Origin of the sequence: Pseudomonas sp. M20 (assembly GCF_045037865.1) — a bacterium.
Taxonomy (GTDB): Bacteria; Pseudomonadota; Gammaproteobacteria; order Pseudomonadales; family Pseudomonadaceae; genus Aquipseudomonas.
The window spans coordinates 4639464-4651598 of the sequence record NZ_CP173611.1 but is presented as its reverse complement, the minus strand read 5'-3'; the positions used below and the strand labels follow the sequence as shown (position 1 = coordinate 4651598).

17 protein-coding genes are annotated in these 12135 nt (G+C 59.1%); 7 read left to right on the top strand and 10 right to left on the bottom strand.

Annotated elements, in window-relative coordinates:
* Positions 1-24: 24 nt before the first annotated feature.
* On the bottom strand, positions 25-777 hold the full coding sequence (cysZ, locus tag ACI514_RS20750; RefSeq protein WP_160055903.1) for a sulfate transporter CysZ: 753 nt from the start codon (positions 775-777) through the stop codon (positions 25-27).
* Between the two features lie 311 nt (positions 778-1088).
* On the opposite strand from cysZ, the gene trxB reads away from it, so the two are divergent.
* Positions 1089-2051: a thioredoxin-disulfide reductase gene (gene trxB, locus ACI514_RS20745; RefSeq protein WP_007912350.1), complete on the top strand. Its 963-nt coding sequence runs from the start codon at positions 1089-1091 to the stop codon at positions 2049-2051.
* A gap of 183 nt (positions 2052-2234) precedes the next feature.
* Here trxB and ACI514_RS20740 read toward each other — a convergent pair whose 3' ends face one another.
* The 6 genes from ACI514_RS20740 to ACI514_RS20715 all read right to left on the bottom strand — a co-directional run bounded on the left by ACI514_RS20740 (position 2235) and on the right by ACI514_RS20715 (position 5326).
* Complete coding sequence (locus ACI514_RS20740) at positions 2235-2573, bottom strand: HopJ type III effector protein (RefSeq protein ID WP_160055907.1); 339 nt, start codon at positions 2571-2573, stop codon at positions 2235-2237.
* Positions 2566-2862: a DUF1244 domain-containing protein gene (locus tag ACI514_RS20735; protein WP_160055909.1), complete on the bottom strand. Its 297-nt coding sequence runs from the start codon at positions 2860-2862 to the stop codon at positions 2566-2568. Before ACI514_RS20735 ends, ACI514_RS20740 begins: the two co-directional genes overlap by 8 nt.
* A gap of 99 nt (positions 2863-2961) precedes the next feature.
* Positions 2962-3333: a dihydroneopterin triphosphate 2'-epimerase gene (folX, locus tag ACI514_RS20730; protein ID WP_007914273.1), complete on the bottom strand. Its 372-nt coding sequence runs from the start codon at positions 3331-3333 to the stop codon at positions 2962-2964.
* A complete protein-coding gene (folE, locus tag ACI514_RS20725) occupies positions 3334-3894 on the bottom strand; it encodes a GTP cyclohydrolase I FolE (protein WP_160055911.1) in 561 nt (186 codons plus the stop codon).
* A 21-nt stretch (positions 3895-3915) separates the two neighbouring features.
* A complete protein-coding gene (gene folM / locus ACI514_RS20720) occupies positions 3916-4626 on the bottom strand; it encodes a dihydromonapterin reductase (protein ID WP_405122292.1) in 711 nt (236 codons plus the stop codon).
* Between the two features lie 133 nt (positions 4627-4759).
* The gene (locus tag ACI514_RS20715; protein WP_160055915.1) at positions 4760-5326 is read right to left on the bottom strand and encodes an antibiotic biosynthesis monooxygenase; all 567 of its coding nucleotides are present in this window, start codon (positions 5324-5326) and stop codon (positions 4760-4762) included.
* A 213-nt stretch (positions 5327-5539) separates the two neighbouring features.
* Between ACI514_RS20715 and ACI514_RS20710 the strand changes: the two genes are divergently transcribed.
* Positions 5540-6499, top strand: a complete 960-nt coding sequence (locus ACI514_RS20710; RefSeq protein ID WP_160055917.1) for a MerR family transcriptional regulator — start codon at positions 5540-5542, stop codon at positions 6497-6499.
* 3 nt (positions 6500-6502) lie between these two features.
* Here ACI514_RS20710 and ACI514_RS20705 read toward each other — a convergent pair whose 3' ends face one another.
* Positions 6503-7108, bottom strand: coding sequence for a hypothetical protein (locus ACI514_RS20705; RefSeq protein WP_016987019.1), 606 nt, complete (start codon positions 7106-7108; stop codon positions 6503-6505).
* Positions 7109-7180: 72 nt separating this feature from the next.
* The gene (locus ACI514_RS20700; RefSeq protein WP_160055919.1) at positions 7181-7639 is read right to left on the bottom strand and encodes a PAS domain-containing protein; all 459 of its coding nucleotides are present in this window, start codon (positions 7637-7639) and stop codon (positions 7181-7183) included.
* Positions 7640-7793: 154 nt separating this feature from the next.
* On the opposite strand from ACI514_RS20700, the gene ACI514_RS20695 reads away from it, so the two are divergent.
* A complete protein-coding gene (locus ACI514_RS20695) occupies positions 7794-8249 on the top strand; it encodes a flavodoxin (RefSeq protein WP_405122291.1) in 456 nt (151 codons plus the stop codon).
* Here the strand turns inward: ACI514_RS20695 and ACI514_RS20690 are convergent.
* The gene (locus ACI514_RS20690; RefSeq protein ID WP_160055923.1) at positions 8239-9126 is read right to left on the bottom strand and encodes a LysR family transcriptional regulator; all 888 of its coding nucleotides are present in this window, start codon (positions 9124-9126) and stop codon (positions 8239-8241) included. The genes ACI514_RS20695 and ACI514_RS20690 overlap by 11 nt on opposite strands.
* A gap of 96 nt (positions 9127-9222) precedes the next feature.
* On the opposite strand from ACI514_RS20690, the gene ACI514_RS20685 reads away from it, so the two are divergent.
* The 4 genes from ACI514_RS20685 (at position 9223) to ACI514_RS20670 (ending at position 12101) form a co-directional block, all read left to right on the top strand.
* Positions 9223-9609, top strand: coding sequence for a CidA/LrgA family protein (locus ACI514_RS20685; RefSeq protein ID WP_160055925.1), 387 nt, complete (start codon positions 9223-9225; stop codon positions 9607-9609).
* Entirely contained in the window at positions 9599-10285 is a 687-nt protein-coding gene (locus ACI514_RS20680; RefSeq protein WP_405122290.1) for an LrgB family protein, read from the top strand. Before ACI514_RS20685 ends, ACI514_RS20680 begins: the two co-directional genes overlap by 11 nt.
* A 131-nt stretch (positions 10286-10416) precedes the next feature.
* On the top strand, positions 10417-11199 hold the full coding sequence (locus ACI514_RS20675) for a class II aldolase/adducin family protein (RefSeq protein ID WP_077571168.1): 783 nt from the start codon (positions 10417-10419) through the stop codon (positions 11197-11199).
* Positions 11199-12101, top strand: coding sequence for an alpha/beta fold hydrolase (locus ACI514_RS20670; RefSeq protein ID WP_160055931.1), 903 nt, complete (start codon positions 11199-11201; stop codon positions 12099-12101). Before ACI514_RS20675 ends, ACI514_RS20670 begins: the two co-directional genes overlap by 1 nt.
* Positions 12102-12135 lie beyond the last annotated feature (34 nt).

Here is a 12135-nt window from a genome sequence, read left to right as displayed (position 1 = left end):
TTGTGACGCGCTATGGCTGGGGGCTCAGCGCTGAGTCACCAGATTCTCTGCACCACGCTCGCGCACCCAGAACAACGTCGCCCCGGCCACCGCCGCCGGCATCATCAGGATGTTGACCACCGGAATCAGCAGCACCAGATAGACGATTGCGCCAAAACTCATGCTCTGCCAGCGCTTCTCGCGCAGCCAGGCGAGCATCTCGTTCCATCCGAGTTTGTGGTTGTCCGCCGGGTAGTCGATGTACTGGATCGCCATCATCCACACGCCGAACAACAACCAAAGCGGTGCAGCAATGATGTTCACCACCGGGATGAACGATAGGATGAACAGACCGATCGCGCGGGGCAGGAAGTAGCCGAGCTTGCGCATTTCCCGGGCGAGGGTGCGCGGGACCATGGCGATCAGTTCGCCCCAGCTGAAGGCCGGGAAGTCATCAGTGCCACGCACCACCACTTCGACTTTTTCCGCGAGAAAACCGTTGAACGGCGCGGCGATCACGTTGGCGAGCATGGTGAAGGTGAAGAACACCATCAACGCCACCAGCACGACGAATAAGGGCCAGAGGATGTAGCTGAGGAAACTCAGCCATTCGGGCAGCGACGGCATCAGCGTATCGACCCACAGGCTGAACTGGTGGCCGGCCAGATAGATCAATCCGACGAACAGCACCAGGTTGATCGCCAGCGGCAGCAATACGAACAGGCGCAGGCCGGGGCTGAGGACCAGTTTCAGGCCTTCGCGCAGGTATTGCGGGCCGGACAGAACGGGGGCGGGCATAAGGTGCTCCGAGCAAGGGAAATCGCGCCGACCTTACCGGCTTTGCCACGGCGGCGAAAGCGCGGCAGAGCGATCGACATTCACTGTAACAAAGACGTCCATCTCGTCAGTGTGTCGGCATAGAGACCACCTATGAGCTGGATTGTTAAACCGTATTTCCTTAATCTTGCCCCCCTCGATACGCTGCACCCAACTTTTTACAGGACTGTCGAGCTCAAGCCTTCCCCAAGGTTATCCACAGTCCTTTTTTATTCCCGCCGGCAGTCCGGCGATCCGGGCCTGTTTTTCGGCCCGGTCAACAGGAGCAGGTCATGTCTGAAGTCCGTCATTCGCGAGTGATTATTCTCGGTTCCGGCCCTGCCGGTTACAGCGCCGCGGTATACGCGGCCCGTGCCAACCTCAAGCCACTGCTGATCACCGGCATGCAGGCTGGCGGTCAACTGACCACCACCACCGAAGTCGACAACTGGCCGGGCGACGTCCACGGTCTGACCGGCCCTGCACTGATGGAGCGTATGCGCGAGCACGCCGAGCGTTTTGAAACCGAGATCGTTTTCGATCACATCAACGCCGTCGACTTCGCCGCCAAGCCTTACACCCTGACCGGTGACAGCGCGACTTACACCTGCGACGCCCTGATCATCGCCACCGGCGCCAGCGCGCGCTATCTGGGCCTGCCGTCGGAAGAAGCGTTCATGGGCAAAGGCGTTTCGGCCTGCGCGACCTGTGACGGTTTCTTCTATCGCAACAAGCCTGTTGCAGTGGTCGGCGGCGGCAACACTGCCGTTGAAGAAGCGCTGTACCTGGCCAACATCGCCAGCACCGTGACCCTGATCCACCGTCGCGAAACCTTCCGCGCCGAGAAGATCCTGATCGACAAGCTCAACGCTCGTGTGGCCGAAGGCAAGATCATCCTTAAGTTGAACGCCAACCTCGACGAAGTCCTGGGCGACAACATGGGCGTGACCGGCGCGCGTCTGAAGAACAACGACGGCAGCTTCGACGAAATCACCGTCGACGGCGTGTTCATCGCTATCGGCCACACCCCGAACACTTCGCTGTTCGAAGGCCAACTGACCCTGAAAGACGGTTACCTGGTGGTGCACGGCGGCCGTGAAGGCAATGCCACTGCGACCAGCGTTGAAGGTATCTTCGCCGCCGGTGACGTGGCTGACCACGTTTACCGTCAGGCCATCACCTCGGCCGGCGCCGGCTGCATGGCGGCACTGGACACCGAACGTTACCTGGACGGTCTGCAGAACGCTTCGTTCTAAGATCGCAGGCATAAAAAAACCGGCTTCGGCCGGTTTTTTTGTGCCCGTTATTCCTGCTCCAACGCAATTCATTGTAGGAGTGAGCCTGCTCGCGATAGCGGTGTACTGGTCAACATATGAGTCGACTGATACACCGCTATCGCGAGCAGGCTCACTCCTACAGGGGGGGCGTTGCAGCTGGGATCAGCGGCGGGTCAGGGGTTGGGCGGTGAATTTGACGCCGGCCAGACCGTGCTGGATCAACGCACGGATGTTGCCGTGATCGCTGCCCTCTGGCGTTGCGACCACCGAGCGGTAATGCTCACCAAACGCCAACAGCGCTTCTTCATCGCTCAGACCTTCCAGCAGCGCCAGACCCAAGGTCTTGCACGAACCTTCGTTCTGCCCGGCGGCGTTTTCCACGCCACCGTTGCTGAAAGCCTGCGGCTGGTAGTCGTAACCGGCGGCGATGAAGGCCAGGGTGTCGGCGAAAGCGTGGTCGCCGCTGTTGAGGCTGGCGCGCAGGGTGTTCAGGTCACTCATGGGTTTTTCCTTTGGCGAACGCGGCTTGTTGCTCGGCGTTGGCTTCTTGCTGAAATTGGGCTTTCCACTCGGCGTACGGCATGCCGTAAATCACCTCGCGGGCGTCATCGAGGCTGACCTCGATCTGGCGCTCGTCGGCTTCGGCCTTGTACCACTTCGACAGGCAGTTGCGGCAGAACCCGGCGAGGTTCATCAGGTCGATGTTCTGTACGTCCTTGCGGCTGTCCAGGTGGGCGACCAGCCGGCGGAAAGCGGCGGCTTCGAGTTCGAGGCGTTGTTGATCAGTCATGGGGGTCTCTGCGAGACAGCTTTGAGCGGCAAGCTTCAAGCTGCAAGATTGGATCGGGGTCGGCCGTTAGCTTACCGCTTGCAGCTCGAAGCTTGAAGCTCAGCGGCTAGCCGCGAGCGTGATCGACACCGACTCGGCAAACCTCAGCGCATGTGGCTTGTCGACTTCGACTTCGGCGTACAGTACCGAACCGTTGCTCATCACCAGATCGAGCAATTCCTGCGTCAGGCGTTCTAGCAGGGCAAAGCGGTTGCCTTCGACGTGGGCGATGATCGCTTTGGTGATCGTGCGGTAGTTCAGTGCGTGATCAATGTCGTTGTCACGCACCGCTTCCTGCGCGGCGTACAGAATGGTCAGGTTGATCAGCACATCCTGCTTGTTGAGGATTTCGTCCTCGTTGATCCCGATAAAGGTGCGCAAGCGCAGATCCTTGACCCGGATGCGCGCCATTCCCGGCTGAAGTTGTGGCATTTACTTGCTCCGTCCAATCAATTGCAGGAACTCCTGGCGGGTGTTACTCGACTCGCGGAACGCGCCGAGCATGACCGAGGTGTTCATGGTCGAATTCTGTTTTTCGACACCGCGCATCATCATGCACATGTGTCTGGCCTCGATGACGACGGCGACGCCGGCAGCATCGGTGACCTGTTGCACCGCATCGGCAATTTGCCGGGTGAGGTTTTCCTGAATCTGCAGGCGCCGCGCGAACATGTCCACCAGTCGCGCGATTTTCGACAGGCCCAGTACCTTGCCTGTCGGAATATAAGCCACATGGGCCTTGCCGATGAAGGGCAACAGGTGATGTTCGCACAATGAGTACAGTTCGATGTCGGCGACGATGATCATCTCGTCGCTGTCCGAGGCAAACAGCGCGCCATTGACGATCTCGTCGACGCTTTGCTCATAGCCGTGACACAGGTATTGCATGGCCTTGGCTGCACGCACTGGCGTATCGAGCAATCCTTCACGGTCGGGATTTTCACCGAGACCGATAAGGATTTCGCGGTAATTTTCGGGCAGTGAGCGGGTCATGGACTTCCTCGCAGGCAGGCGTTATTTGACGTGCCTTCCGCCGTTGACGGTCAGGGTTGTCCCGGTGACATAAGGATTTTCGAGCAGGTAGCGCAGGCTCTGATAGATCACTTCGCTGCCCGGTTCGATGCCCAGCGCGGATTTGGCCAGGGCCTTGGCGCGGTAGGCTGCGTCGTCGTCGGCATTGAACAATAGCAGGGCCGGGGCGATGCCGTTGACCTTGATTGCCGGCGCATAGCGTGCTGCGAAGGACAGGGTCAGGCTGTCGAGTCCGGCCTTGGTCGCGCAATAGCCGATGTGCTTGCTGCTGCCTTTGCGGGTGACATCGTCGCTGATGTGGATGATGTCGGCGGGTGTCGAGCGCTTTAGCAATTCACCGCAGTGCAGGTTGATCAGGTACGGCGCGAGCATGTGCAGATTGAACATGCGCGTGAAGGCTTCGGCCTCGCTGTCCGGGGTTTCGGCCAGCCATTCGGAGGCGTTGTGCACGATGGCGCGCAGGCTTTCGCTGTGGTTTTTCAGTGTTTCGATGAAGGCGAGAATCCCGGTTTCGCTGGAAAAATCGGCGAACAGGCCGATGGCGCCCAGATCGCGCAGTGTCTGCACGCCGGGGCGTTCGCTGCGGTAGGTGAAGATGACGCGATAGCCTTCTTCGAGTAACCGCTGCGCGCAATGCAGACCGACACGCTGGCCGGCACCGGTGATGAGGATCGGGGCTGCGGAATTTGGCATGAACGGCTCGCATCGCGGTGGGAGCAAAAACTATAACAGCGACGAGCCTGAAAAGATCGCAGCCTGCGGCAGCTCCTACCCCGGTCTGTATTCAGTCCTGTAGGAGCTGTCGAGTGCAACGAGGCTGCGATCTTTAATGTTTTTGAGGTGTCGCCGAAACAGGCAGGCGCACCGGGGTGCTGTTCAGCCAATTCGCCAGCAAGCGCGTCGACAGCGGAATAAAGAAGTAAACCATCAACGGTGTCAGGCACGCCGTGCTGATCAACACACGCGGCAACAAACTCATGTCAGCGAGCAACGGGCCGAGGACAAAGTTGAACAGCAGCGACACCGGAAAGAACGCCAGCCAGATCGCGACAGCCTGCTTCCAGCGCGGTGGACGCTGACCGGCCGCGCCGAACCAGCCTTCGATACCGCTGACCCGATGCTCTTTCGGATGGGCGAAGAGATCGCTGCCACGGCTCAGCCACGCGGTGCGCGATGCCGAGTATTCCCACGCATGCAGCGTCTGTTCATCGACGAAACGGAAAATGATTTGAAACTCGTTATCACCGGGCGGCGGAGCGAGCACGCCAGAGCCGAGGTAACCGGGGAAGTCAGTGGCCAGTTGTTCGCCTTCGCGCAGCCAGGCGATCAAATCCTGATAACGGCCGTCGGCGACGCGACGGGCAACCATCAGCGTGACGGGGGAAGTAGACATTTTGTATCTCCGTATTTCGAGTGCGTCACTCCGGGTAGGAATTTCGCCTGACGCAGGGCCGGGGTAGAGGCCTGCGTTTTTCAACAAGCAAGGATTATTCCGGTTTTTCACGATTAAACCAGCGACTTTCGTCGCATTTCATCACTTGAACCCCATCGGGGCATAAGCGTTAGAATGGGATCCAATTGAACCGACATGGAAGTTGAACGCCATATGCCTGTCATCACGGACGCAAACCCCGCTACGCAGGCCTCTGTTGCGCTCGAACGCGCTGATCTGTTCCCGATCCGTGAGGTCGCACGTCTGACAGGCGTCAACCCGGTGACCTTGCGCGCCTGGGAGCGACGCTATGGTTTGATTCAGCCGACACGCACTGAAAGTGGACATCGACTCTATTCGATGACCGATATCGAGCGCGTGCGCAGCATCGTCGACTGGATTGATCGCGGTGTTGCCGTGAGCAAGGTCGGCAAGATCCTCGCCAAGACCGAACCGATGAAAGTGCTCGCGCACATCATCCCGGATGATCTGGTGCAGGCCGATTACCTGCAATGGCAGGAGCAGATCCAGCAGGCGGTCAGTGCGTTCGACGACCAGCAACTGGATCGCGTCTATGGGCAGATATTTTCTTCTTACGCGTTGCCGGTGGTGTTTCAGGACATCCTCATGCCGTTGTGGCTGCAATTGTTGCAGCGCCAGGAGGCTTTCGGGCAAACCAGCGAGTGGCTGTTCTTCGATGGATTCCTGCGCGCGCGCGTATTGCAGCGGATTGTCATGCTGCGCGGCACGCAACCGCGCCGGGTGGTCGTCAGTGCGCTGGCCGGGCAGTGTCGGGAGCTGGAATTGCTGGTGGCGGCGTTGTTTCTCAGCGACAGCAATGCCGGTGTTCGAGTGCTGACGACAGGTCAGCCGTTCGATGAGCTGACGCTGGTGTGCGAAAAGATCAAACCTGATGCGCTCGTGCTGTTTTCCAATCACGCGCCCAGCGCCGAATTACCTCGGCGTCTGAACCGGCTGGCGTTAAGCCTCGATTGTCAGTTGATGCTGGCGGGCGATGCTTCGGATCTGGCGCAGGATAGCCTGGCAGGATCCTCGGTAGCGTGTCTGGGGAATGAGGGGGCAAACATGCGTCAGCGTATGTTGCAGTTTCTCGCCGGCAATCTGGATACCTGAAACTCAGGTGTGAAGGGCAGGATGCGTCAGGCGATGTTGCTGCAGGATGAACTGGCGCAGGCGTTCGGTTTCGTCGGTGTCGGTCTGGCTCAGTTCGTAGGCGTAGAAACCACTTTCGGTTTCCCGTTCGAAATTGCCGCGCAATGAAATCCGCTCGTAACCCGATGGGCTGAACCACAGAGCAAAATGCTTGGGCGGTTTGGTCTTGTTGCGCACTTCCAGTAGCACACCTTTGTGCGAAACCTCGTGGACCCACAACGTGCCCGGCTGACCTTTGGCGTTTTCCAGGGCTACTGGCTCTTCGAGCGTCAACCGCCATGGCCGCACCATCGGGCCGTCTTCATAAATGCTTGGTACGCCAAGGCGCAGATGCAGCGCGTGAAACTCGTCCTCCACCAGATGCAACGGGAATGTCATTTGCTGATTTTCGAAGTTGGCCTGAATGGTCACTTGCTCGTGAGCGGCCAGGCGTGTGAGCAAATCACGGATCTGCGAACCGCCGTTAACCAGCAGACTCGACGTCGCATCCCGCACGTTCAGTTGCGGGTTGTGCTGCATGGTCTGGATGAAATCCAGCTCATCCTGAGTGAGGAGGGCGTCGCGCTGCATGGCTAACTCGAAAGATATAGATACAAAGTCATTGGTGATTGTAGTTAATGACAATTAGTTCGCTGTTTTGTTTTAACCGTTTGTCGCTTTCAACAACGCCAGTTCCGCTTCAAGGGCCGCGACCTTTGCTTCCAACAGCGCCACGCGCTGCTGGGCCTTGACCTGAACAGTCACGTCCTTCTGCACACCCACAAAATAAGTCAGCCCGTCATCGGCGTTTTTTACCGTTGAAAGCGACAGTTCATTCCAGAACGGCGTGCCATCCTTGCGGTAGTTGCGCAGGATTTCCCGGCACGATCCGTTGTTGCGCAATACATTGCGAATCAGCTCCAGGCTCTCCTGGTCACGGTCTCCGGCCTGCAGAAAGCGGCAATCCTGGTAGAGGATCTCTTCGCTGGTGTAGCCGGTCAGTCGTTCAAAAGCCGGGTTCACATAAATCAGGATATTGTCCTGCTCACCTTCCTTCTCTGCGACCACGATCCCGTCGTTCGACGCATTGATCACCATTTGCAGCAGGCTGGCGTTGATCATCTTTGAATTCTTTCAGAGTTGTCAGTGGCTCGCATTCTAGAAGAACCGCAGGCGCTGTCTACTGGCCATTACCGTCAATTGAGATCCAGTCGCAGCATTGCGTTTGAGGCTGTTACTATCGCCGCTCTTTTTTTCCAGTTTCAGGATCAGATTGATGAAAGTCGCCATCCTCTCCGGTTCGGTCTACGGCACCGCCGAAGAAGTCGCCCGTCACGCCGAGAACCTGTTGAAAGCCGCTGGCTTTGAAACCTTTTACAATTCGCGCGCCAGCCTGGCAGACATTCAAGCGTTCGGCCCTGAGGCGTTTCTCGCAGTGACGTCGACCACCGGCATGGGTGAATTGCCCGACAACCTGATGCCGCTGTATTCGGCGATTCGCGACCAGTTGCCGGCGGCGTGGCGTGGCTTGCCGGGCGCACTGATTGCCTTGGGCGACGCCAGTTACGGCGACACCTTCTGCGGCGGTGGCGAGCAAATGCGTGAACTGTTCAGCGAACTGGGCGTGCGCGAAGTGCAGGACATGCTGCGCATCGACGCCAGTGAAAGTGTCACTCCGGAAACCGACGCCGAACCGTGGCTGGCGCAGTTGGTCGACACGCTCAAGGGCTGATCGCCCGCTCGCGCAGCAAGCTTAGCCATGCCTGTGCGGCTTTTGACAGATAGGCGCCGCGACGCCAGATGAAAGCGATATCCCAGCGCAGATAATCCGGCGCGCGCAAGGCCAGGCGTACCACGCCTGGCCGCACCAGCCCGCGTGCGACCACGCTGGGCAACAGCACCACGCCTTGCCCGGCGGCCACCAACGCCGCGAGAAAATCCGCCTGACCGCTGCGTCCGCCTTCCTTCGGCGTGAAACCCAATTGCTGGCATGCCTGCAGCAAGCGGTCGTTGAGCACGAAACTGCGCTGATAGAGCAGAAACGGCGTCTCGGCCAATTCCTCCAGACCAATCTCGCCGCGATCGGCCAGCGGATGATCCACTGGCAGCAGGGCGTCAAGTTGCTCATCGCAAAATGGCTGACAGTCGAACTGTGGATTCTTGGGCAACAGACTGCCGCCCAATTCCAGTTCCCCGCTCAGCACAGCCTGCTCGATATTGCGGCTACCGCCCTCGAGCAACTGGATGCTGATATTCGGATAGCGCCGCCGGTATTCAGCAAACAGTTTGGCGAATAGCGCGTCGCTGCCGAGTAATGGCAGGCCGAGGCGCAGCTCTCCACGTGCCATATGACTGAGGTCGTCCAGCTCCGCGAGCAGTTCGTTGCGCAAACGCAGCATGCCCTCGGCCCGTTGCAGTACCACGCTGCCCGCGGCGGTCAGACGCAATTGCGAGCCGAGCCGTTCGAGCAAGGGGGTGCCGAGGCTCTGCTCCAGTTGCGCGATCTGTTTGCTGACGGCTGACTGGCTGATGTGCAGGGTTTTCGCCGCTTGGGTGAAACCGCCCTGATGCATGACTTCGACAAAACTGCGCAGCTGTTTGAATTCCATGGCCTGATTCCATTATGGAATGAGTTTGAGTCTAACAATTCGCTTCGGGGATGGCAGGTCACTTCGTAAAATAGGCTTCTGTAAGGAGCCAACCTCATGAACGCCGCCCGCTTCAAACAACTTTCCCGTCTCTTCGTCGAACTCGCCGTGTTACTCGGTCTCTACCTGCTCGGCTGCCAACTCGCCGCATGGCTAGCCTGGCCGATTCCCGGCGGCGTGATCGGCATGGCGCTGTTGCTGCTGGCGTTTGCCTTTGGCTGGGTCAAACCGGCAGCCCTGCAATTGGGCGCAGGATTGCTGATGGCCGAGATGCTGTTGTTCTTTATCCCGGCGTTGATGAGTCTGCTCGATTACGGCGCGTTGCTGCGCAATGACGGCTGGCGGATTTTGCTGGTGATCGCCGCCAGCACCTTGATGGTGATGCTGGTCACTGCGTTCACCGTGGAACTGGCCGTACGCGTGAGGCGCTCCCATGAAGATTGAATGGATGCCGATGTTCTGGCTGGCGTTCACCCTGTCGGCGTATCTGTTCAGCCGCTGGATTTATCGGCGCACCGGCCGCTACGTCTTTTCACCGCTGATTCTGGTCCCGGCGCTGTTGCTGGCGCTCGCCGTGCCGCTGCACACCGCGTATGCCGAGTATTCGAGCAACACCCACTGGCTGATGCTGGTGCTGGGCCCGGTGACCGTCGCGTTCGCCGTGCCGATCTGGCAGCAACGCCGATTGTTGATGCGGCACTGGTCGGCATTGATGCTGGGCATGGTTGCCGGCAGTGCGGCTTCAATTGGTACTTCATTCGGATTGGCCAAGGCGTTGGCGCTGGACAGTTCGGTGACGATGTCGCTGGTGCCGCGCTCGATCACCACACCGTTCGCTATGCCGCTGGCACAGAACCTGGGTGGCGTGCCGGAACTGACGGCGGTCTTTGTAATGTTCACCGGCGTGTTCGGTGCGATGCTCGGCGGCGTGCTCTTGAAGTGGTTGCCGTTGCGCAGTGCCTTGGCGCGCGGTGCGCTGTTCGGGGTTGGCGCGCACGGTGCTGGCGTCAGCCGCGCCCATGAAGTAGGGGGCGAAGAAGGCTCTGTCGCCGGGCTGGTGATGGTATTGACCGGTCTGCTCAATCTGTTTGCCGCGCCTTTGTTGGCGTCGTGGCTTTGACATGGATCCAAGGAGTTTGCCTGGCTGACCCGCTCAGTCATCAAGCTGGCTGGCAATGCAACTACGCAATGCTCTGCGCCTGACTAGACTGCTGACACGTGCAGAACAATAAGAACGCAGAGGTGCATACAGTGAGCGTAGCCCCCGTCCAATCGTCCCTTAATGTCAAAGACCAGGTCAGTGCTGCGGAATGGCAGACCCGAGTCGATCTCGCCGCTTGTTATCGTCTGGTTGCACTGCATGGCTGGGACGATCTGATCTTCACGCATATTTCCGCCAAGGTGCCGGGTACCGAAGACTTCCTGATCAACCCGTTCGGTCTGATGTTCCATGAGATCACCGCATCGAGCCTGGTGAAAGTCGATCAGGCCGGCAACAAACTCATGGACAGCCCTTACGAAATCAACCCCGCCGGCTACACCATCCACAGCGCTGTGCACGAAGTGCGGCACGACGTGGTTTGCGTGCTGCATACCCACACCGCTTCCGGTGTCGCGGTGTCGGCGCAAAAGCAGGGCGTGTTGCCGATCAGCCAGCAGTCGCTGTTTGTGCTGTCCAGCCTGGCTTATCACGCCTATGAAGGTGTGGCGCTGAACCACGAAGAGAAAGCGCGCTTGCAGGCCGACCTCGGCGAGAACAATTTCCTGATGCTGCACAACCACGGTCTGCTGACCTGTGGCGGCACCATCGCCGACACTTTTCTGATGATGTTCACCTTCCAGCGCGCCTGCGACATTCAGGTCATGGCGCAAACCGGTGGCGCTGAACTCATCGCCATCGAACCGCAAATCCTGGCAGGCGCCAAAGCGATGATCGCCGGTGTCACCAAAAGTGCTCAAGGCATGGGTGGCGCGCTGGCCTGGCCAGCGTTGCTGCGCAAACTCGATAAACAAGACCCCGGATATAAACTCTAATGCCTCTTGCCGAGATTCCTCTGTGTGTCTGGCGTAAACGCAGCCAGACGTTTGTCTTTCGTGGCCAGCCGATTCGCTACTGGACGGCGGGGCAGGGTGAGCCGCTGTTGCTGATCCACGGCTTCCCGACCGCCAGTTGGGACTGGCATTACCTGTGGCAGCCACTGGCCGCGCGTTATCGGGTGATCGCCTGTGACATGCTCGGGTTTGGCGATTCGGCCAAGCCGATCAATCACACCTACAGCCTGCTGGAGCAGGCTGACCTGCAACAGGCCTTGCTCGCGCATTTGCAGGTCGAACAACCGGTGCATGTGCTGGCGCACGATTACGGTGACAGCGTTGCGCAAGAATTGCTGGCCCGGCATTACGAGGATCGCCTCGAAATCGCCAGTTGCGTGTTCCTCAACGGTGGCCTGTTTCCGGAAACCCATCGTCCGGTGCTGATGCAAAAACTGCTGCTGAGTCCACTGGGCTGGATGATCGGTCGCGCGTTTACCCGCGATGCCCTGGTGAAAAGTTTTCGGCAGATCTTTGGGCCAAACACCCGGCCGACAGAGAGCGAACTGGATGATTTCTGGAGCCTGGTCGATACCAATCGTGGGCCACGGATCATGCACAAACTGATCAGCTACATTCCGGAGCGTCGGGTGCAGCGTGATCGTTGGGTTGCGGCGATGCAGCACGGTGAGATCCCGTTGCGGGTGATTGATGGCGAAGTCGACCCGATCTCTGGTGCACACATGGTGCAGCGTTATTGCGAGTTGATTCCTGATGCCGACGCTGTGCTGCTGCCGGGCATTGGTCACTATCCACAGACCGAAGCGCCGGTGCAGGTGCTCAAGCACTATTTGGAGTTTCGCGAACGTCAGGTGTTGCCGCCGCGCAAAGTTGCCTGCTCCTGAAGATCAAAAGATCGCGGCCTGCGGCAGCTCCTAC

Excerpts from the sequence above, each read along its gene's own strand:
- cysZ (WP_160055903.1), bottom strand. The coding sequence starts at position 777 with ATGCCCGCCCCCGTTCTGTCCGGCCCGCAATACCTGCGCGAAGGCCTG.
- trxB (WP_007912350.1), top strand. The coding sequence starts at position 1,089 with ATGTCTGAAGTCCGTCATTCGCGAGTGATTATTCTCGGTTCCGGCCCT.
- ACI514_RS20740 (WP_160055907.1), bottom strand. The coding sequence starts at position 2,573 with ATGAGTGACCTGAACACCCTGCGCGCCAGCCTCAACAGCGGCGACCAC.
- ACI514_RS20735 (WP_160055909.1), bottom strand. The coding sequence starts at position 2,862 with ATGACTGATCAACAACGCCTCGAACTCGAAGCCGCCGCTTTCCGCCGG.
- folX (WP_007914273.1), bottom strand. The coding sequence starts at position 3,333 with ATGCCACAACTTCAGCCGGGAATGGCGCGCATCCGGGTCAAGGATCTG.
- folE (WP_160055911.1), bottom strand. The coding sequence starts at position 3,894 with ATGACCCGCTCACTGCCCGAAAATTACCGCGAAATCCTTATCGGTCTC.
- folM (WP_405122292.1), bottom strand. The coding sequence starts at position 4,626 with ATGCCAAATTCCGCAGCCCCGATCCTCATCACCGGTGCCGGCCAGCGT.
- ACI514_RS20715 (WP_160055915.1), bottom strand. The coding sequence starts at position 5,326 with ATGTCTACTTCCCCCGTCACGCTGATGGTTGCCCGTCGCGTCGCCGAC.
- ACI514_RS20710 (WP_160055917.1), top strand. The coding sequence starts at position 5,540 with ATGCCTGTCATCACGGACGCAAACCCCGCTACGCAGGCCTCTGTTGCG.
- ACI514_RS20705 (WP_016987019.1), bottom strand. The coding sequence starts at position 7,108 with ATGCAGCGCGACGCCCTCCTCACTCAGGATGAGCTGGATTTCATCCAG.
- ACI514_RS20700 (WP_160055919.1), bottom strand. The coding sequence starts at position 7,639 with ATGATCAACGCCAGCCTGCTGCAAATGGTGATCAATGCGTCGAACGAC.
- ACI514_RS20695 (WP_405122291.1), top strand. The coding sequence starts at position 7,794 with ATGAAAGTCGCCATCCTCTCCGGTTCGGTCTACGGCACCGCCGAAGAA.
- ACI514_RS20690 (WP_160055923.1), bottom strand. The coding sequence starts at position 9,126 with ATGGAATTCAAACAGCTGCGCAGTTTTGTCGAAGTCATGCATCAGGGC.
- ACI514_RS20685 (WP_160055925.1), top strand. The coding sequence starts at position 9,223 with ATGAACGCCGCCCGCTTCAAACAACTTTCCCGTCTCTTCGTCGAACTC.
- ACI514_RS20680 (WP_405122290.1), top strand. The coding sequence starts at position 9,599 with ATGAAGATTGAATGGATGCCGATGTTCTGGCTGGCGTTCACCCTGTCG.
- ACI514_RS20670 (WP_160055931.1), top strand. The coding sequence starts at position 11,199 with ATGCCTCTTGCCGAGATTCCTCTGTGTGTCTGGCGTAAACGCAGCCAG.